Source organism: Streptomyces sp. A 4/2 (assembly GCF_940670765.1).
Lineage (GTDB): Bacteria > Actinomycetota > Actinomycetes > Streptomycetales > Streptomycetaceae > Streptomyces.
The window spans coordinates 46,727-65,777 of sequence record NZ_CALNVW010000003.1 but is presented as its reverse complement, the minus strand read 5'-3'; the positions used below and the strand labels follow the sequence as shown (position 1 = coordinate 65,777).

The 19,051-nt window shown below is 71.1% G+C and carries 21 protein-coding genes; 12 read left to right on the top strand and 9 right to left on the bottom strand.

The genetic code is table 11. The annotated features are described in order from the left end of the window. Positions 1-67 precede the first annotated feature (67 nt). The gene (locus NBY69_RS03285; RefSeq protein ID WP_250298084.1) at positions 68-1,084 is read right to left on the bottom strand and encodes a GNAT family N-acetyltransferase; all 1,017 of its coding nucleotides are present in this window, start codon (positions 1,082-1,084) and stop codon (positions 68-70) included. Between the two features lie 113 nt (positions 1,085-1,197). Here NBY69_RS03285 and fdxA point away from each other — a divergent pair, with 113 nt between their 5' ends. Together fdxA and dapC are read left to right on the top strand one after the other, a co-directional pair. Continuing rightward, positions 1,198-1,518: a ferredoxin gene (gene fdxA / locus NBY69_RS03280; protein ID WP_250298083.1), complete on the top strand. Its 321-nt coding sequence runs from the start codon at positions 1,198-1,200 to the stop codon at positions 1,516-1,518. A 147-nt stretch (positions 1,519-1,665) separates the two neighbouring features. Beyond that, positions 1,666-2,769, top strand: a complete 1,104-nt coding sequence (gene dapC, locus NBY69_RS03275; RefSeq protein ID WP_250298082.1) for a succinyldiaminopimelate transaminase — start codon at positions 1,666-1,668, stop codon at positions 2,767-2,769. A gap of 178 nt (positions 2,770-2,947) precedes the next feature. Here dapC and NBY69_RS03270 read toward each other — a convergent pair whose 3' ends face one another. Continuing rightward, positions 2,948-3,361, bottom strand: coding sequence for an ATP-binding protein (locus tag NBY69_RS03270; RefSeq protein WP_250298081.1), 414 nt, complete (start codon positions 3,359-3,361; stop codon positions 2,948-2,950). 334 nt (positions 3,362-3,695) lie between these two features. Further along, positions 3,696-4,655: a heavy metal transporter gene (locus tag NBY69_RS03265; RefSeq protein WP_374211197.1), complete on the bottom strand. Its 960-nt coding sequence runs from the start codon at positions 4,653-4,655 to the stop codon at positions 3,696-3,698. A 38-nt stretch (positions 4,656-4,693) separates the two neighbouring features. On the opposite strand from NBY69_RS03265, the gene dapE reads away from it, so the two are divergent. Continuing rightward, positions 4,694-5,773, top strand: a complete 1,080-nt coding sequence (gene dapE / locus NBY69_RS03260) for a succinyl-diaminopimelate desuccinylase (protein ID WP_250298079.1) — start codon at positions 4,694-4,696, stop codon at positions 5,771-5,773. Positions 5,774-5,839: 66 nt separating this feature from the next. Beyond that, positions 5,840-6,592 carry a TIGR00730 family Rossman fold protein gene (locus NBY69_RS03255; protein WP_250298078.1) on the top strand — a complete coding sequence of 251 codons (753 nt, stop codon included), beginning with the start codon at positions 5,840-5,842 and terminating at the stop codon, positions 6,590-6,592. A 181-nt stretch (positions 6,593-6,773) separates the two neighbouring features. On the opposite strand, the gene folP is transcribed toward NBY69_RS03255, so the two are convergent. Next, positions 6,774-7,634: a dihydropteroate synthase gene (folP, locus tag NBY69_RS03250; RefSeq protein ID WP_250298077.1), complete on the bottom strand. Its 861-nt coding sequence runs from the start codon at positions 7,632-7,634 to the stop codon at positions 6,774-6,776. A 140-nt stretch (positions 7,635-7,774) separates the two neighbouring features. Between folP and NBY69_RS03245 the strand changes: the two genes are divergently transcribed. Both NBY69_RS03245 and NBY69_RS03240 read left to right on the top strand, forming a co-directional pair. Further along, the gene (locus NBY69_RS03245; RefSeq protein ID WP_250298076.1) at positions 7,775-8,104 is read left to right on the top strand and encodes a DivIVA domain-containing protein; all 330 of its coding nucleotides are present in this window, start codon (positions 7,775-7,777) and stop codon (positions 8,102-8,104) included. After that, positions 8,101-8,694, top strand: coding sequence for a DNA-3-methyladenine glycosylase I (locus NBY69_RS03240; RefSeq protein ID WP_250298075.1), 594 nt, complete (start codon positions 8,101-8,103; stop codon positions 8,692-8,694). The genes NBY69_RS03245 and NBY69_RS03240 overlap by 4 nt, the downstream gene beginning before the upstream one ends. A 19-nt stretch (positions 8,695-8,713) precedes the next feature. On the opposite strand, the gene NBY69_RS03235 is transcribed toward NBY69_RS03240, so the two are convergent. Continuing rightward, on the bottom strand, positions 8,714-9,514 hold the full coding sequence (locus NBY69_RS03235) for an enoyl-CoA hydratase/isomerase family protein (protein ID WP_250298074.1): 801 nt from the start codon (positions 9,512-9,514) through the stop codon (positions 8,714-8,716). Positions 9,515-9,839: 325 nt separating this feature from the next. Between NBY69_RS03235 and NBY69_RS03230 the strand changes: the two genes are divergently transcribed. Continuing rightward, positions 9,840-10,007, top strand: coding sequence for a DUF3117 domain-containing protein (locus NBY69_RS03230; RefSeq protein WP_003966491.1), 168 nt, complete (start codon positions 9,840-9,842; stop codon positions 10,005-10,007). Between the two features lie 132 nt (positions 10,008-10,139). On the opposite strand, the gene NBY69_RS03225 is transcribed toward NBY69_RS03230, so the two are convergent. Next, positions 10,140-10,805 carry an O-methyltransferase gene (locus NBY69_RS03225; RefSeq protein ID WP_250298073.1) on the bottom strand — a complete coding sequence of 222 codons (666 nt, stop codon included), beginning with the start codon at positions 10,803-10,805 and terminating at the stop codon, positions 10,140-10,142. A 127-nt stretch (positions 10,806-10,932) separates the two neighbouring features. On the opposite strand from NBY69_RS03225, the gene sigE reads away from it, so the two are divergent. From sigE to NBY69_RS03200, 5 genes are all read left to right on the top strand, one after another. Further along, entirely contained in the window at positions 10,933-11,706 is a 774-nt protein-coding gene (sigE, locus tag NBY69_RS03220; RefSeq protein ID WP_250298072.1) for an RNA polymerase sigma factor SigE, read from the top strand. Continuing rightward, a complete protein-coding gene (locus tag NBY69_RS03215) occupies positions 11,703-12,656 on the top strand; it encodes an anti-sigma factor (RefSeq protein ID WP_250298071.1) in 954 nt (317 codons plus the stop codon). The genes sigE and NBY69_RS03215 overlap by 4 nt, the downstream gene beginning before the upstream one ends. 136 nt (positions 12,657-12,792) lie before the next feature. Beyond that, complete coding sequence (locus tag NBY69_RS03210; RefSeq protein ID WP_250298070.1) at positions 12,793-14,568, top strand: S1C family serine protease; 1,776 nt, start codon at positions 12,793-12,795, stop codon at positions 14,566-14,568. A 103-nt stretch (positions 14,569-14,671) separates the two neighbouring features. Beyond that, positions 14,672-15,157 carry a sec-independent translocase gene (locus NBY69_RS03205; protein ID WP_250298069.1) on the top strand — a complete coding sequence of 162 codons (486 nt, stop codon included), beginning with the start codon at positions 14,672-14,674 and terminating at the stop codon, positions 15,155-15,157. 82 nt (positions 15,158-15,239) lie between these two features. Further along, complete coding sequence (locus NBY69_RS03200; RefSeq protein WP_250298068.1) at positions 15,240-15,851, top strand: hypothetical protein; 612 nt, start codon at positions 15,240-15,242, stop codon at positions 15,849-15,851. A 131-nt stretch (positions 15,852-15,982) separates the two neighbouring features. On the opposite strand, the gene NBY69_RS03195 is transcribed toward NBY69_RS03200, so the two are convergent. The 3 genes from NBY69_RS03195 to NBY69_RS03185 are packed head-to-tail and all read right to left on the bottom strand — an operon-like array spanning position 15,983 to position 18,981. After that, positions 15,983-17,116, bottom strand: a complete 1,134-nt coding sequence (locus NBY69_RS03195; protein WP_250298067.1) for an Mrp/NBP35 family ATP-binding protein — start codon at positions 17,114-17,116, stop codon at positions 15,983-15,985. 43 nt (positions 17,117-17,159) lie between these two features. Continuing rightward, on the bottom strand, positions 17,160-17,678 hold the full coding sequence (locus NBY69_RS03190) for a DUF1003 domain-containing protein (RefSeq protein WP_250298066.1): 519 nt from the start codon (positions 17,676-17,678) through the stop codon (positions 17,160-17,162). Then, the gene (locus NBY69_RS03185; RefSeq protein ID WP_250298065.1) at positions 17,668-18,981 is read right to left on the bottom strand and encodes a magnesium transporter MgtE N-terminal domain-containing protein; all 1,314 of its coding nucleotides are present in this window, start codon (positions 18,979-18,981) and stop codon (positions 17,668-17,670) included. Before NBY69_RS03185 ends, NBY69_RS03190 begins: the two co-directional genes overlap by 11 nt. Positions 18,982-19,051 lie beyond the last annotated feature (70 nt).

The window sequence follows — 19,051 nt, the reverse complement described above, 5'->3', positions numbered from 1 at the left end:
CGTCCCCGTCCGTCCCTGTCCCGTGTCCTGTGCCGTGCCTGTGGCGAATCTGTTCAGCCCGGACGCCTCAGGCCGCCGCGGAGGTCTGCCGGTAATGGTGGTAGCTGTGGTGGGTCCGGAACCCCATCCCGTCGTACAGCGCACGGGCTCCGGCGTTCTCCTCCTCGACCTGGAGCCACGCGGCCGACGCACCCTCGTCCAGCGCCTTGCGGGCGAGCGCCGCCATCACCGTGCTCGCCAGCCCCCGGCGGCGGGCGGCGGGAGCCACCTCTATCGCCATGAAGCCCGCCCAGCGGCCGTCGACCACACAGCGCCCGATCGCCGCGGGCGCCGGGCCGGGACCCGCGACCGAGGCGAACCAGGTCGAGGGGCCGCTGCCGAGCACCTTCAGGACATCGCCGCCCGGGGTGTCCCGGTCGTCGAACCGGTGGTAGCGCCTGAGCCAGGACTCGTCGCAGGTACGGGAGAGCGAGACCCGGGAGACGTCCGTGTCCAGATCACCGATCGGGGCCAGCGCGCCGATCCGGACCAGCGCGCTCACCTCACGGGTCCAGCCACGCTGCTCCAGACCGGCGGCCAGCAGTTCCTGCGTGCCCTCGTTGCCCGTCGCCAGCTGGACGTACGCGGGCAGACCCCGGGCCGCGTACCACTCCCGTGCGTACTCCAGCGCGTCGTCCAGCGGACGGCCCGGATCGCCCAGCGGAAGCACGGAGTTGGCGCGGCGGGTGAATCCGGACGCCGCCCGGAGCTCCCACTCGCCCAGCCGCTCGCTCTCCACCGGCTGCCAGGCGCGGGCAGTGGCCCGCGCCAGCTCGGCGAAGGTGGCCGAGGGGCCGCGCCTGCGGGCGGGCGCGGCCGGTACCGTCTTCCCCGCGACGAGGGCCGACTCCGGGATGCGTACCGACACGCCCGATCTCTGTGTGACGGACAGCACACCGGAATCCCATGATGTGAGAACGCCCACCGTGTCCGTGTACTTCTCACCTGGTGGGGCCTCATCGGTCAGCTGCCTGACTGATACCCGTTTGCCCACGTCATCGGGTGTAATTCGGACCTCAAGCCGTCCGCCGGTAGTGAATTCCACAGCTCTCTCCGCCCCTCCTGTTCGGATCGCGCCCAGGAACGGAGATACTAGGTGCGGGCATCGACGACGCCGCGCTCCCGCGCAGAGCAGCCCTACCGAGGAGGAACGACAGCGTGACTTACGTCATCGCGCAGCCTTGTGTCGACGTCAAGGACAAGGCGTGCATCGAGGAGTGCCCCGTCGACTGCATCTACGAGGGCTCCAGGTCCTTGTACATCCACCCGGACGAATGCGTCGACTGTGGTGCCTGTGAGCCGGTATGTCCGGTGGAGGCGATCTTCTACGAGGACGACACCCCGGAGGAGTGGAAGGACTACTACAAGGCGAACGTCGAATACTTCGACGATCTCGGCTCGCCCGGTGGTGCCTCCAAGCTCGGTCTCATCGAGCGCGACCACCCCTTCATCGCGGCGCTGCCTCCGCAGAACGGCTGACTCCGTAGGGCCTGTCCCGGCCGCCCCCGGTCCCGTACGGCTCGTCCGCGTACGGGACCGCGGTGTTTTCCTTGCAGCCTTGGACAGATACCGACAGATACGCAGCAGCCGGCATACGGCCGGCATACGTACGAGAAAGTGAAGCCCGTGTCCGCAGTCTCATCGCGTCTCCCCGTCTTTCCCTGGGACAAGTTGGAGCCGTACAAGGCAACAGCGACCGCCCACCCGGACGGCATCGTGGATCTCTCCGTCGGCACCCCGGTCGACCCGGTCCCCGGGATCGTCCGGAACGCGCTGATCGCGGCGGCCGACTCACCGGGGTATCCGACGGTGTGGGGGACGGTGGCGCTGCGTGACGCGCTCACCGGCTGGTGCGAGCGCCGGCTCGGTGCGCGCGGGGTCGCGCACACCAATGTCCTGCCGGTCGTCGGTTCCAAGGAACTGGTGGCCTGGCTGCCCACCCAGCTCGGTCTGGGGGCGGGGGACCGGGTGGCGTACCCGCGGCTCGCGTACCCGACGTACGAGGTGGGCGCGCGGCTCTGCGGCGCGGAGCCCGTCGTGTACGACGACCCGACGGAGCTCGACCCCACGGGTCTCGAGCTGCTCTGGCTGAACTCGCCGTCCAACCCGACGGGCCGGGTCCTCGCCAAGGACGAGCTGGTGCGGATCGTCGCCTGGGCGCGCGAGCACGGGATCCTGATCGCCAGCGACGAGTGCTACCTGGAACTGGGCTGGGAGGCCGAGCCGGTCTCCGTACTGCACCCGGACGTCTGCGGTGGCACGTACGAGGGCCTGATCGCCGTCCACTCGCTCTCCAAGCGGTCCAACCTGGCCGGGTACCGTGCCGCGTTCTGCGCGGGCGACGCCGAGGTGCTGGGCGAGCTGCTGAAGATCCGCAAGCACGGCGGGATGATGACGCCCGCTCCGGTACAGGCCGCCACGGTCGCCGCACTCGGTGACGACGTGCACGTGGCCGAGCAGCGGGCGCGGTACCTGGCCCGGCGCGCTTCGCTGCGCGCGGCGCTGGAGTCGCACGGCTTCCGCATCGAGCACAGCGAGGCGAGCCTCTACCTGTGGGCGACGCGCGACGAGCCGTGCTGGACGACGGTCGCCCACCTCGCCGAGCTGGGCATCCTGGTGGCGCCCGGCGACTTCTACGGGGTGGCGGGTGAGCAGTTCGTGCGGGTGGCGCTGACGGCTACGGACGAGCGGGTGGCCGCCGCGGTGAAGCGGCTGGGCGACGGCGGCTGAGCCGGTCCGGCTTTCGCGCCGGCGGGGAGTCCGCGCCGGTACGCGGTCCGAGTCGGTACGCGGAGGGGCCCCGGGGAGTTCGCTTCCCCGGGGCCCCTCCGCGTATCAGGCCGCATCGGCCCGTATTGTCTTGTATCGGGCTGTATCCGACCAAGTCGGGCCGTATCGGCGCCTCCGGTCAGCCGAGCGGCAGCCCGCCGGTGGGCTGACCGCCGGCCGACAGGCCGCCGTCCGTGGCGCTCTGGGCGGCCCCGCCGACGACACCGGCGGCGGTGGCCGCGGTGTCCCCGGCGGCCTGCTGCGCGGCCGGAACCGCGGTCCTGCCCGCGGCGCCGACGGCCTTGCCCGCGGTCGGGACGGCCTTGTTGACGGCCTTGCCGCCGGTGTCACCGGCCAGGCCGGTGGCCTTCTGGGCGGCGCCGTCGACGGAGTTGCCCAGGCCGGCGCCGTCGAGGGCGGTCACGCCGCCCAGGTTCGGGGTCTGCGGGAGCTCAGCGGCGCTCGCGACACCGGCCGCGGCGACCACGGGGACCGCACCCGCCGCGATGAGCAGCGCGGTACGGGCGATCCGGCGGGGCAGGGAGAGGGACATGACGCTCCTTGAGCGGGAGGGGACAACGGACTGTCCGGCGTTCGGACGCTGTGACAACCGCTCGGGGGCAGGGGGAAGTTGCGGTGAGCCGAGGTAAAGAGTGTGCAATGCGTCGCATAATCAGGTTCGGATAAAAACGGACAAACGACGGATGCCCGCCTCGGTTGCCGAACCGTCACTCCCCTTGATTCCCAAGGGATCCCAGGACCGGCAGGGGAGGGGCGCGCGAGGGGCGCAGAAGATTCCCACCGGCGGTCGGTACGGGACGCTTCCGGGCGACGGGTCGCACGGTCGTGCGGGGGCGCCTCCGGTGTGACTTCGCCGGTCTCCGGCGCTACTTCGCCAGGGAGATGCGGACTTCGTCCGGGCTCTGCCCCGCTGTGCCGCCGGACCTGGTGTCCGCCTTGCCCCAGGAGGTCTCGTCGGTGCCGGCGGCCCACACCCGGCCCCCGTAGGAGACCCGTTCGATGCCGAGCGCGGCGGAGTTGGCCACCGCCCAGTGCGCCAGCTCCCAGCCGCGCTGCTTCCCGGACCCGGCGTCGGCGCCCGGCCCGGACCCGGAGCGGTGCGCCGTGCCCCCGGCCGCCGCCTTGGTGCCGTGCACCGGAAGCCGTACGTCCGTCGACGGCGCGGGCCGGCCGGCCGGCAGCACTCCGGGCCCGAACTCCCGGGCCAGCCGGGACCGTACCTTCGCCGGATCACCCGCCACGGCGCTCTTCGTCGCCGAGCAGGTGAACGAGGCGGGCGCCCGGCCGGTGAGCGCGGACGCCAGCAGCGCCGCGTCCGGCTCGTGCTTCGCGTACGCCTCCGGGAAAGCGCTCCGCTGCACGCGCTGCGCCGCGACCGTCAGCGGCAGGTGCGCGTAGTCGTGGACCTTGTCGAGGTGCTCGTAGAACTTCCGCGCCGAGTAGACCGGGTCCATGATCTGCTTCGTGGTGCCCCAGCCCTGCGAGGGCCGCTGCTGGAAGAGACCGAGCGAATCCAGGTCGCCGTGGTCGAGATTGCGCAGCCCCGACTCCTGGAGCGCGGTCGCCAGCGCGATGGTCACCGCGCGCTCCGGCATCCCGCGCGAAGTGCCGACAGCGGAGATCGTCGCCGCGTTGACGGCCTGTTCGGGGCTCAGTTCGTAGGTGGTCCCGTCGGAGGAACCGGCCGTGCAGCGCGGTGGCCCACTGCCCCCGCCCCCGTTGAGGTACTGCACCACCACATAGCCCGCCAGCGCGAGCAGCACGGCGACGGCGGCCGTGACGCGGAAGAGACGGCCGCGGCGTGGGGCGGCAGAGGGACGGGACACAGGGGTCACCGTACTGGAGCCCGCGCTAGGGTCGGACCATGTCCGAGACCCCGCTTGACCTCACCATCGACGCATCGGCCCTGACGGCGCGGCTCGTCGATTTCCCGTCCGTGAGCGGCACCGAGAAGCCTCTCGCGGACGCGGTCGAGGAGGCGCTGCGCGCCCTGCCTCACCTGACTGTCGACCGCTACGGGAACAACGTCGTCGCCCGTACCAACCTGGGTCGCGCCGAGCGTGTCGTGCTGGCCGGGCATCTCGACACGGTGCCGATCGCGGACAACGTCCCGTCCCGGCTCGACGAGGACGGCATCCTCTGGGGCTGCGGCACCAGCGACATGAAGTCCGGTGTCGCCGTGCAGCTGCGGATCGCGGCGACCCTGCCCAGCCCCAACCGGGATCTCACCTTCGTCTTCTACGACAACGAAGAGGTCGCCGCCGACCTGAACGGCCTGAAGCACGTGGCCGAGGCGCACCCCGACTGGCTGGCCGCCGACTTCGCCGTACTCCTGGAGTCCTCCGACTGCGAGGTCGAGGGCGGCTGCCAGGGCACGCTGCGGGTCATCCTGACCACGAAGGGCGAGCGGTCCCACTCGGCGCGCAGCTGGATGGGGTCCAACGCGATCCACACGGCGGCCCCGATCCTGGCGAAGCTGGCCTCCTACGAGCCGCGCAGGCCGGTGATCGACGGACTGGAGTTCCACGAGGGCCTCAACGCCGTACGGATCGAGGCGGGTGTCGCCAACAACGTCATCCCGGACGCCTGCACGGTGGTCGTCAACTTCCGTTACGCACCGGACCGCAGCGAGGCGGACGCACTGGCGTACGTCAAGGAGTTCTTCGCGGACTGCGACGTCGACACCTTCACCGTGGACGACCACAGCGGCGGCGCCCTTCCGGGCCTCGCGCACCCGGCCGCGGCGGCGTTCATGGCGGCCGTCGGCGGCACGGCCAGGCCGAAGTTCGGCTGGACGGACGTCTCACGCTTCAGCGCGCTCGGCGTCCCCGCGGTGAACTACGGCCCCGGCAACCCGCTGCTCGCGCACAAGCGGGACGAACGGGTCGCGGTCGCCATGATCGAGCAGGCGGAGGAACGACTCCGTGCCTGGCTGACCGCCTGAATTTCCCTCTTCGTCACATCTGTCGACCTAGGCTGTCGGGACACGCACAGCGGAGGGAGCAACAGCATGGGCAACCCTGAGGGAGCACGGGCGCCGGAGGAACAGCGACTCGGACCGGTGGTGCGCCGCCGGGAACAGGTCCAGCCCGGTACCACCGACCAGCGGCTGCTCGACACCTCCGAGGGCGGCGCCGACTGGCTGCACACCGACCCCTGGCGGGTCATGCGCATCCAGTCGGAGTTCGTGGAGGGTTTCGGCGCACTGGCCGAACTGCCCAGCGCCATCAGCGTCTTCGGCTCGGCCCGCACGGCGCCCGGTTCACCGGAGTACGAGGCGGGCGTACGGATCGGCCGGGCGCTGGTCGACGCGGGCTTCGCCGTGATCACCGGCGGCGGGCCGGGCGCGATGGAAGCGGCGAACAAGGGGGCCCGGGAGGCGAACGGGGTCTCCGTCGGGCTCGGCATCGAGCTGCCCTTCGAGCAGGGGCTCAACCAGCACGTCGACATCGGCGTCAACTTCCGGTACTTCTTTGTCCGGAAGACGATGTTTGTGAAGTATGCGCAGGGCTTCGTGGTCCTGCCGGGCGGACTCGGCACGCTGGACGAACTGTTCGAAGCGCTGACCCTGGTCCAGACGCGGAAGGTGACACGGTTCCCGATCGTGCTCTTCGGCACGGAGTACTGGGGCGGCCTGGTGGACTGGCTGCGCGGGACGGTGATCGCCCAGGGCAAGGCGTCCGAGCGGGACCTGCTGCTGTTCCACGTCACGGACGACGTGGACGAGGCGGTGGCGCTGGTGACGAAGGAGACCGGGCTGTAGGGCGGTTGGCCGTGGGGCGGTCGGCCGCGGGACGGTCGGTCGCCGGGCGGTCGGTCGTGGAGCGATTCTGCCGCCGGAGGGGCTCGACGGCCCGTCCGGCGGCAGACGGCTGCCGGGGCCTGGGACGGGACGGGCGTCCGGGCCTCAGGCCAGTCCCCGGGTCCGGACGGCTGCCCGGGTCTCAGGCCAGTCCCCGCCGTGCCACCGCCGGTTCCCGGTGCCCGGCGATCGTCGCCACCATGTCCAGCACCTGCCGGGTCTCCTCGACCTCGTGCACCCGGTACACCTGCGCCCCCAGCCACGCCGACACCGCGGTGGTGGCCAGCGTCCCCAGCAGCCGTTCCTTCACCGGCCTGTCGAGCGTCTCGCCCACGAAGTCCTTGTTGGACAGCGACACCAGCACCGGCCAGCCGGTCGCGGTCATCTCGCCCAGCCTGCGGGTGGCCTCCAGCGAGTGCCGGGTGTTCTTCCCGAAGTCGTGGCCGGGGTCGATCATGATGCCGTCGCGGCGCACCCCGAGCGAGACCGCACGCTCGGCGAGACCGACCGTGACCCGCAGGATGTCGGCCATCACGTCCTCGTACGTGACCCGGTGCGGCCGGGTGCGCGGCTGCGCGCCGCCCGCGTGCGTACACACCAGACCGGCGCCGAACCGCGCGGCCACCGCGGCGAGTTGCGGGTCCACCCCGCCCCAGGCGTCGTTGAGCAGGTCCGCGCCCGCTTCGCAGACCGCCTCGCCCACGTCGTGGCGCCAGGTGTCGACGCTGATGACCACATCGGGGTGGCGCCGCCGTACCTCGGCGACGAAACCGACCGTGCGCCGGGCCTCCTCGGCGGCGGTGACCTCCTCGCCGGGGCCCGCCTTGACCCCGCCGATGTCGATGATGGCCGCCCCCTGGGAGACCGCCTCCTCGACCCGGGCCAGCGCCGGCTCGTCACGGAATGTCGCTCCCTGGTCGTAGAACGAGTCCGGGGTCCGGTTGACGATCGCCATGATCACCGGTTCGTGCGCGTCGAACTCGCGCCGTCCCAACCGCAACATTCGCCGTATCCTCCATAGCCTCTGAGTCGCCTGCGACCCTACGACCCGGTGCACGACAGACGGCGGATCGGGTCGTTGGACCTCAGGTTTGCATGGCACGATCGGACGCACGATTTCGGTACCCGGGGAGAGGCTCGCTCGTGTTCTTGTTCTTGCTGATCGCGATGGTCGTGGTGGTCGCGGCGGTCACCCTCGCGGTGATCGGCGGCGGCGAAGGCGAAGTGCTGCCCGAGGTGTCCCCCGAACTGCCCGTCGACCCGCTGCCCGTGGCCCGCCCGGTCGGCCGCGCGGACATCGAGGCGCTGCGGCTGCCCATGGTGGTGCGCGGCTACCGGATGGCCGACGTGGACGACGTACTGAGCAGGCTGGGCGCCGAACTCGCCGAGCGGGACGCGCGGATCGCGGAGCTGGAATCGGCGCTCGCCGGTGCGCGGGCCGCCGCGGTCGGCGACGAGGACCCGCAGCGATGAGCTCCGGAGCGGTCCTGGGGGCCGACGGCAAGCTGCGCTGCCCGTGGGGCGCGTCCACCGAGGACTACGTCGGCTACCACGACACCGAGTGGGGCAAGCCGGTCCACGGGGACGGCGCGCTGTACGAGCGGCTCTGCCTCGAAGCGTTCCAGTCGGGGCTGTCGTGGATCACGATCCTGCGCCGCCGCGAAGGGTTCCGCAAGGCCTTCTCGGGGTTCGGGATCCCCGCGGTGGCGGCCTTCACGGACGCCGACAAGGAGCGGCTGCTGGCCGATCCGGGCATCATCCGCAACCGCGCCAAGATCGACGCGACCATCGCCAACGCGCGGGTGCTCGCCGACTGGAAGGCCGGCGAGCTCGACGCGCTGATCTGGTCGTACGCCCCGGACCCGGCCGGCCGCCCGGCGCCCCGGAGCGGCGCGGACGTGCCCGCGGTGACACCGGAGTCCACGGCACTGGCCAAGGACCTCAAGAAGCGCGGGATCCGCTTCGTCGGCCCGACCACGGCCTACGCCCTGATGCAGGCCTGCGGCCTGGTCGACGACCACCTGGCGGACTGTTTCGCGCGGGGGGACTCGGGAAGCGCCTGAGCCCGGTGTCCGTCTGCTCTCAGCGGCCCAGGTAGCGCGGCTCCGTCTTGCCGACGAAGGCCTGGACCGCGATGAGATGGTCCTCCGACGCGCCCGCCCTCGTCTGGAGTTCGTCCTCCTTCTCCAGCGTCTCGCCCAGCGAGTGCTCCGCCCCGTAGGCGAGTGATTCCTTGATCGCGGCGTAGGCGACCGTCGGGCCCTCCGCGAGGGCACGGGCCACCGACCGCGCCTCGTCGGCCAGCTCGGCCGCCGGGACCAGCTTGTTGGCGATGCCCAGGTCGTACGCCTCCTGGGCGGTGAACGAGCGCGGGAAGAGCAGCAGGTCGGCGGCGCGGCTCCGGCCGATCAGCCGCGGCAGCGTCCAGGAGACACCCGAGTCGGCGGTCAGGGCGACACCCGCGAACGAGGTGGTGAATTTCGCGGTGTCGGCGACGACGCGGTAGTCGGCGGCCAGGGCGAAGCCCAGTCCGGCCCCGGCGGCGACCCCGTTGATCCCGGCGACGACCGGCTTCGGCATCTCGGTGATGGCGCGCACGACGGGGTTGTAGTGCTCCTTCACCGTGCTCATGGTGTGCCCGGTGCCCGCCTCGCGGTCGGCCGCCAGCAGCGAGATGTGTTCCTTGAGGTCCTGTCCGACGCAGAAGGCACGCCCGGTGGCGGTGAGCAGTACGGCGCGTACCTCCGGGGCCGCCGCGGCGGTCTGCAGGGCGTCGCGCAGAGCGGCCTTCGCCTCGGTGTTCATCGCGTTCATCGCATCGGGACGGTTGATCGTGATCGTCGCGAGTCCGTCGGTCACCTCGTAGAGCACGCTGTCCGCCATGGGGGCCTCCACTGCTTGGTCGGCTGCTGGGTCGGCTGGTTCGCCTGGATCGTGGTCCGCTGCTCAGCATGACGGAGATCATCGGCGGCGAACATGTGACCTGCGTCAAACAATGCTGGTCGAGAAAGGTGTGGGAGGCGGCGCAGTATCGCAGGGGGAACGCCGAATTGGGTGGTTTTGGGGAAGTGCGTTGCGCAAGCGATGCAGACCGATGTTGGTCATCGGGTCCTGCGATGCGGGATAATGGCGGGGAAGCAATATGTTCGATGCCGGTGACACCTGGGTTGTCGGCTGCGATGAGCTGGTTTCAGGAAGGGGAACGAGCATGGCGGCCATGAAGCCGCGAACGGGCGACGGCCCGCTCGAGGTGACCAAGGAGGGGCGGGGCATCGTCATGCGCGTTCCGCTCGAAGGCGGCGGGCGACTGGTTGTCGAGCTGACTCCGGACGAGGCCGATGCACTCGGCGACGCGCTGAAGAAGGTCGTCGGCTGACGCGGACGCCCCACTGTTTTCTCCACTGCCCCGGCTCCGGCCGGGGCAGTTGTGTTTTCCTCGGGGCTCGGGGCTCGGGGCTCGGGGGCTCTCGGATCGGGGTGCGGCGGCGCGGTGTTCCCGCCGCACGCGTCAGCCGAGGCGTACGGCGCAGAGCAGCCCGTCGCCCACCGGAATCAGTGAGGGCAGCAGTTCCTGGCTCTCGCGCACCGCGCGCAACAACTCCCGCAGGTGCAGCACCTCGGCGGGCTGGGCCGCGGAATCGACCGTACGGCCGTCCGCGAAGACCCCCTCGAAGCACACCAGTCCACCGGGGCGCAGCAGCCGCAGCGATTCCGCGAGGACATCGAGCGACTCCAGCCGGTCGCCGTCGCAGAAGACGAGGTCGTAGCCGCCGTCCGCGAGCCGCGGCAGTACGTCGAGGGCGCGGCCGGGAATGAAGCGTGCCCGGTTCCCCGCGAAGCCCGCGGCACGCAGGGCCTGGCGGGCGAAGCCCTGACGTTCGGGCTCCGGATCGACGGTGGTCAGGACCCCGTCGGGCCGCATGCCCTGGAGCAGATAGATGCCGGATACGCCGGTACCCGTACCGATTTCCGCCACTGCTTTGGCGTCCGCGGCGGCGGCGAGCAGCCGCAGCGCAGCGCCGGTGCCCGGGGAGACCGAGGGAAGTCCGGCGTCACGGGCCCGGTCACGGGCCCAGCGCAGGGCTTCGCCCTCGGCGACAAAGGCGTCGGCGAACGCCCAGCTCGTCTGCCGGTTGGCGGTAATGGACCTCTCCTGTCCCCGTAGTTGACGCACTCGTGACTGTATCCGCTGCGCTCGGGAACCCGCAGATGGGACCGGGCGTTATGAGAGGGCAGGGGGGATGCGGATGTATGCGGAATCCGGCAATCAGTCTTATCCGGAGCTAACGGGCGAGGTGGCTATGGTAGGGGCTCCACTGGACACCACCAGAGCCGACAGGGGAGGTGCGGCTGCGCCTGTGGATCGGAGAGGAGCGTTGCGGCGCTTTCTCAGGTCGGCGGGTGAGCCGAAATCCGTGACCGACATTGCTGACAGCCCGAGCGCTGCTGACTCCGCCCAGACCGCGACCTTCGCCTCGGACGCGGACGCGCAGACATGGACTCCGCCCTCGTGGGAGGAGATCGTCAGCACGCACAGCGGCCGGGTCTACCGCCTCGCCTACCGGCTGACCGGCAACCAGCACGACGCCGAGGACCTCACACAGGAAGTCTTCGTCCGCGTCTTCCGCTCGCTGTCGACGTACACACCCGGCACCTTCGAGGGCTGGCTGCACCGCATCACCACCAACCTCTTCCTGGACATGGTCCGCCGCAAGCAGCGGATCCGCTTCGACGCGCTCGGTGACGACGCCGCCGAGCGGCTGCCGAGCCGTGAGCCGTCTCCGCAGCAGGTCTTCCACGACACCCACTTCGACGCGGACGTCCAGCAGGCGCTGGACACCCTCGCTCCGGAATTCCGTGCCGCGGTGGTGCTCTGTGACATCGAGGGGCTGTCGTACGAGGAGATCGCCGCGACGCTGGGCGTCAAGCTCGGCACCGTGCGCAGCAGGATCCACCGGGGCCGCTCCCACCTGCGCAAGGCTCTTCAGCACCGCTCGCCCGAGGCCCGTCGTGCGGAGCAGCGCGCGCTGGCCGGGGTGGCCATCGGCCCGGACGGAGAGGATGGGACCGCGTGAGTGGATCCAGTCCGACCCCGGCCGAGCAGCACCTCGGGGACCGGCTCGCCGCCCTGGTCGACGGTGAGCTGAAACACGACGCGCGCGAGCGGGTTCTCGCGCATCTCGCCACCTGTGCCAAGTGCAAGACCGAGGCCGATGCCCAGCGACGGCTGAAGAGCGTCTTCGCCGAGACCGCGCCGCCGCCGCCGTCCGAGGGGCTGCTGGCCCGTCTCCAGGGGCTTCCCGGCGGACCCGGTGGGGACGATCCGCGTTCCGGCGGAATGTTCGGCGGACGTTTCGCCGACGGATTCTTCGGGCCCGGAAGGCCGGACGACGGGCGTTCCTCGGGCCCCCGCGTGGACACCTTCGGCTATGTGCCCGCGGGGCACGGCGCCACCGCGCTTCCGGGCGGCGGCCCGGACAGCGGGTTCCGGATCCACCCGGTGGGCCGGACCGACCAGGAGCGTTCGGCCTGGCGTGGCCGGAGATTCGCCTTCGCGGCTGCCAGCGCCGTGTCGCTCGCGGCCATCGCGCTGGGCGGCACACTGCCGCTGGGCGGCGCGAGTGATCCCGCGGCGCGTACCGACGGCACGGCCAACAACGTGACACCGCTGAGCGCTACCGACCCGGTCGGCATCAGCACCCTGTCGGACCGGCGCCGCGACGGCGCGAGTGACGGCGCGGGCGTGCGCACCATGGACGGCCGCGACCGGCCGCCCGTGCTCTCGCCCTCGGTGTTCGCCGCGCAGCACTCGACCTTCACCCCCGTGACCCGGCCCGCCCAGCAGTCGCTGTACTCGCTGACCACCCCGCTGCTGACGGCCGCGTCGCTGTCTCCCACGATCCGTCCTCCCCTCGCGGCCACCGCACCGGCCGGGCCGGTGCAGCCGAGCCCCACGACCACACCGTCCCCCGCGCAGCTCAGCGTGGGCGGCGGCTCGGAACTGCCGGTTCCCGCCAGGCACTAGGCCCGCTGGCATCGGGACCTGTCCCGTCCGTGGTCGAGCGGTACCGGACGGGGGATTCGGCCGGTAAACCTGGTTGAATCCCTGGAGGGGTGCCCTCCACAGGGCACGCAGAGCGTGGGGCGGGTGCGGGGAGAGCATGGACGAGGGGAAGCCCACCGGGCCGGAGGTCAAGTGGTGGAGCAGGCCCGCGCCGGGAATTCCCGCGCAGGCACAGCCAGGACCGGACCCGGTTGCTGAAGCCGCACCCGAGGCGGCAGTTCCGCCGGTCATACCCGGGCCCGGCACGGGAAGTTCCGGAACGGGCGTGGAAGACACCGGGCCCGGCACGGGAAGTTCCGGAGCCGGTACGGAAGACACCGGGCCTGGCACGGAAGGTTCCGGAACCGGTACGGAACACACCGGACCCGCCGGCCCAGCCGACCGCCCACGGCCCTTGCACGAGCCCGACCCCTACGGCACCCCGCCCTACGGCGGTCCGGGCCCCTGGGCCCCCGCTCCGCCCGTACAGCGGCCCGTTCCGACACCGGCCCAGGGCACTCCCGTCCCACCGCTCCACGCGGGCGCCCCGCAGCCGCACCAGCAGCACGCGCCTCACCAGCAGCTGCCGTTCCATCAGCCGCTGCCTCAGCCGGAACCGTCGGGGCCGCAGCCCGTGCCGCCGCAGCCGTACCCGCAGGCGGACCGGCATCCGTTCTCCGTCCCGCTGCCCGCCCCGCAGTCCCCGCAGTGGCACCGGTACGACCCGTGGGGCATGCCGGCGGATCTGCCCCCGGCGGGCCTCCCGGCCGCCCCGCCGCCCGCACCGCGCAAGCGACGCGGCGGCATCGTGGCCGCGCTGGTACTCGCCCTGGTCACCGGTGTCATCGGCGGAGGTGTCGGCGCGTACATCGAGCGCAACGGCTCCTTCAGCGACATCAAGCTGCCGCAGGCCGGACCGGAGAGCACGGACCGCGTGGCCGGCAGCGTCGCGGGCATCGCCGCGAGCGCCCTGCCGAGCGTGGTCACCCTGCACGTCAGCGGCAAGGACGAGCAGGGCACCGGCACCGGATTCGTCCTCGACCGCGAGGGTCACATCCTCACCAACAACCATGTGGTCGCCCCGGCGAGCTCCTCCGGCGACATCACGGTCACCTTCAGCAGCGGCGAGAGCGCCAAGGCGAAGGTCGTCGGCCGGGACAGCGGTTACGACCTCGCGGTCGTCCAGGTCAGCGGGGTCTCCGGGCTCACCCCGCTGCCCCTCGGCAACTCCGACAACGTCCAGGTCGGTGACCCGGTGGTGGCCATCGGCGCCCCCTTCGACCTGGACAACACGGTGACCTCCGGCATCATCAGCGCCAAGGAGCGCCCCATCACGTCCGGCGGCGGCAAGGGCAGCGGCAGTGACGTCAGCTATGTCGACGCCCTCCAGACCGACGCCCCGATCAACCCCGGTAATTCGGGCGGGCCGCTGGTCGACACCAAGGCCCGCGTGATCGGCATCAACAGCGCCATCCGCCCCGCGGACAGCGGTTCGGACGCCGGAAGCGGCCAGGGCGGCTCCATCGGACTCGGCTTCGCGATCCCCATCAACCAGGCGAAGCGGGTAGCCGAGCAGCTGATCAACACCGGCAAGGCCACCCATCCCGTGATCGGCGTCACACTCGACATGCAGTACACAGGGGGCGGCGCCAAGGTGGCCGCCAAGGCCAACGACGGCGGACCCGCCGTCGCACCGGGCGGCGCGGGAGCCGCCGCCGGGATCAGGCCGGGGGACATCGTCACAGGTGTGGACGGCCGGAAGGTGCGCAGCAGCGTGGAGTTGATCGTCAAGATCCGCGCCCACCGGCCCGGCGACAGACTGGCTCTCACCGTCCGGCACGACGGCCGGGAGCGGGCTGTGACCTTGACTCTTGGTTCGGCCGACGGCATATGAACGTCACTGGGAGGTACCGTCCGGACAGCTTTGCCGGGTACCGTGGTCGGGGCCCGGATCTGACCCCGACCTGCGGGCCGCGGAGAACACCAGGAGCAATAAAGTGTTCAATGACGTAGGCCCCCTTGAGATCGTGACGCTCGTGGTGCTCGCCGTGATCGTTTTCGGCCCGGACAAGCTGCCGAAGCTCATCCAGGACGTCACGCGCACGATCCGGAAGATCCGTGAGTTCTCCGAGAGTGCGAAGGAAGACATCCGCACGGAACTCGGCCCCGAGTTCAAGGACTTCGAGTTCGAGGACCTCAACCCCAAGACCTTCGTCCGTAAGCAGCTCATGGACGGCAGCGACGATCTGGGGCTGAAGGAGATCCGCAGCAGCTTCGATCTCAAGAAGGAGATCTCCGAGATCACCGACGTGGTGCAGGGCAGGTCCAGTGCCACGGAGAGTGACACGGACGAGGACAGCACCCCCGCCGTCGGCGCGTCGTCCGGTGCGGCCAACGGCTCGTCGACCGGCCCCGACCTGCTGAAGAAGCGGACGAAGGTCGACACCGACGAGCGTCCGCCGTTCGACTCGGACGCCACCTGAGTATTCTCCATCTGTCCGGCAGTGAGGGCGCCCGTGGGGGTGGGCCGCTTCGGACATCGAGGATCGAGGAGGCGGCCGGCACATGGAGACGACGAGTCGGACAGGGACGCGCACGGTCGACGACTATCTGAGAGCGCCCTTTTCCTGGTACGGACTGGACGAGGCGTTCGTCGGCCCCCGTTGGCTGATGCAGGTGGGCGTGGCAGCGGACGGCACGGTTCAGCACGGCTCCGTAGGGCATGGCGACGAGCCGTCCGTACGACCGGACGCGCACCCCGAGAAGGAGCACTTCGCGGTCGTGGTGACGGTCGCCTCCAGCCCGGTGCGGCGCAGCGGCGACGGTACGGGCGTACTGGAGGCCACCTCGGTCTCCTCGGCCGCCTGGCTGGCCGGTGCCGGACTGCTTTCGTACACCTGGCCCCCGCAGCTGGACCATTCCCGGCGGGACGAATGGCTCGACCAGCAGACCGAGACGGCTTTCGACCTGGCGGACGATCTGTCCGGCCCGGAGTGGTCGGAGCTGACCCTGCCGGTCGACGGGGTACCCACCCCGTTCGCCTACCGGGAGTCGGAGTTCGGCTGGGTGCTCGCGGGTGCCACGCCTGACGGGGTGCACCTCGGGGCGTACGGGCGCGGAATGAGCGCGTACGGGCTGGCGTTCGCCGTGGCCAAGGACATCAGGGCGTACGTCTAGGACCCGCCGCCCGGCCGATCTTGGCCTGGCCCGGAACGCCTGGCCCGGAACGCCTGGCTCGGAACTGGCCCGGTACGGCTCGGGGGCGACCGCCGTCTGCGGTCGCCCCCGAGCCGTACCGGTGGGAACGTCTAGAACTTGTTGCGCGGGGTGACCCCCAGCGACATCCCCGCCAGGCCGCGCTGGCGGCTGCTGAGCTTGGTCGCGATGGCGCGCAGCGCGGTGCCCGCCGGGGAGTCCGGGTCGGTCAGCACGACGGGCTTGCCCTCGTCGCCGCCCTCCCGCAGCCGTACGTCGATCGGGATCGAGCCGAGTACCGGAACCGTGGCGCCGGTCGTCTTCGTCAGGCCTTCGGCGACCTTCTGCCCACCGCCCGTACCGAAGACGTCGACCATCTCGTCGCAGTGCGGGCACGGCAGCCCCGACATGTTCTCGACGACGCCGACGATCTTCTGGTGGGTCTGGACCGCGATGGAACCGGCCCGTTCGGCGACCTCGGCAGCGGCCTGCTGCGGGGTGGTCACCACCAGGATCTCGGCGTTCGGCACGAGCTGTGCCACCGAGATCGCGATGTCACCGGTGCCCGGCGGGAGGTCGAGCAGCAGGACGTCCAGGTCGCCCCAGTACACATCGGCCAGGAACTGCTGGAGCGCCCGGTGCAGCATGGGTCCGCGCCAGACCACCGGGGCGTTGCCCGGGGTGAACATGCCGATCGAGATGACCTTCACCCCGTGTGCCGACGGCGGCATGATCATGTTCTCGACCTGGGTGGGGCGGCCGTACGCACCGAGCATCCGCGGCACGCTGTGCCCGTAGATGTCCGCGTCGACGACGCCGACCTTCAGGCCGTCCGCCGCCAGCGCCGCGGCCAGGTTGACCGTGACCGACGACTTGCCGACGCCGCCCTTGCCCGAGGCCACCGCGTAGACGCGGGTCAGCGAGCCCGGCTTGGCGAACGGCACCTCGCGCTCCGCGGTGCCGCCGCGCAGCGAGGCCGCGAGCTCCTTGCGCTGTTCGTCGCTCATGACGTCCAGCCCGACGGAGACCGAGGTCACCCCCTCGACCCGGGCGACGGCGTCGGTGACGTTCGTCGTGATGGTCTCGCGCATCGGGCAACCGGAGACGGTGAGGTAGATCGTGACAGCGACCGCGCCGTCCGCTCCGATATCAACCGATTTGACCATGCCGAGTTCGGTGATCGGTCGGTGGATCTCGGGGTCGTTCACTGTCGCCAGCGCTTCACGCACCGCGTCTTCCATAGCCATGGGTCGATGGTACGGCGCCCACTCCCGCCCCGGGAAAGAGTGGTCAGTGGTCGGCTTCATCACTTTCCCGCGGGAATACGGCACGCCGCTCCGCCATCTCCCGCACCAGGTCCTGGAGTTCGGAACGGATCCAGTCACGGGTCGCGACCTCGCCGAGGCCCATCCGCAGCGCGGCGATCTCCCGTGTGAGGTATTCGGTGTCGGCGATGGAGCGTTCGTTCTGGTTCCGGTCCTGCTCCAGATTGACCCGGTCCCGGTCGTCCTGCCGGTTCTGCGCGAGGAGGATCAGCGGCGCCGCGTACGAGGCCTGGAGCGACAGCACCAGGGTCAGGAAGATGAAGGGGTACGGGTCGAAGCGGACGGCGGTCGGCGCGAAGCTGTTCCACACCAGCCAGATGACGATGACGACCGTCATCCAGACGATGAACCGCCCGGTCCCCAGGAACCGCGCGACCTGCTCCGAGAGCCGCCCGAACGACTCCGGGTCGTACTCCGGCAGCCAGCGCCGCCGTTTCATCAGCGGCTGGTCCAGGCGGCCCCTGGGCGTCGGCTCAGCGGCCATCGGACACCTCCGCCCGGTCGTGCGCGGCGCCGGGCCCGTCCGGGACGCCGGGCTCCTGGTGGAAGTCGGTCTCGCGCCAGTCGCGCGGCAGCAGGTGGTCGAGCACGTCGTCGACGGTGACCACCCCGAGCAGCGAACCGCTCGCGTCCACGACCGGCGCGGCGACCAGGTTGTACGCCGCGAGGTAACTGGTCAGCGCGGGCAGCGTGGACTCCGGCGACAGCGGCGGGAGATCGCTGTCGACGACCGCGCCGACCAGAGTGAACGGAGGGTCGCGCAGCAGTCGCTGGAAGTGCACCGTGCCTAGATACTTGCCGGTCGGCGTCTCGTCGGGCGGCCTGCACACGTACACCTGCGCGGCCAGCGCGGGGGACAGGTCCTGCTTGCGGACCCGGGCCAGCGCGTCCGCGATCGTGGCGTCCGGACGCAGCACGATCGGCTCGGTCGTCATCAGACCACCGGCGGTCCGCTCCTCGTACGCGAGCAGCCGCCGCACGTCCGCGGCGTCGTGCGGTCGCATCAGTGTCAGCAGCCGCTCCTTGTCCGCCTCGGGCAGCTCACTCAGCAGGTCGGCGGCGTCGTCCGGGTCCATCGCCTCCAGGACGTCCGCGGCGCGTTCCTCCTGGAGCTTGCCGAGGATCTCCACCTGGTCGTCCTCGGGCAGCTCCTCCAGTACGTCGGCGAGCCGGTCGTCGTCGAGTGCGGCGGCCACCTCCGCGCGGCGCTTGGGCGTCAGGTGGTGCAGCACATTGGCGATGTCGGCCGGGTGCAGCTCCTCGAAGGTGGCGACCAGGTTCTCCGCACCCTGCGCCTCCTCCTCCAGCGAGAATCCGGTGACCGCCGACCACTCGACGGTCAGGGTCTCGCCCTTGCGGCGGAGCGCGCCGCCCTTCCCTCTCCGTACGAAGACCTTGTCGATCTCCCAGTCACGGCGGGCGGGCAGCTGCCGCACGGACACGTCGAGGACGGTCACCGCCTCGTCCGTGCCGGTCAGGTACACCCGGCGGTCCAGCAGTTCGCCGAGGACCAGGCGCTCGGTGGGGTGCTGTTCGAAGCGGCGCACATTGAGCACGCCCGTGGTGATGACCTGTCCCGACTCGATGCCTGTCACCCGGGTCATCGGCAGGAAGATCCGGCGGCGGCTGGTCACCTCGACGACCAGACCGAGCAGCCGCGGCGGCCGGCTGCCGACACGCAACATGGCGACGAGGTCGCGGACCCGGCCCACCTGGTCGCCGTTCGGATCGAACACGGCGACACCGGAGAGGTGGGAGACGAAGATCCGGGGGGCGCCTGCGGCCATGTACGCGCCTCCTCTTCCTGCCGGTCCGTTCCTTGTCCGCACGGCGCCGCTTCATGCTGATTCATGATGG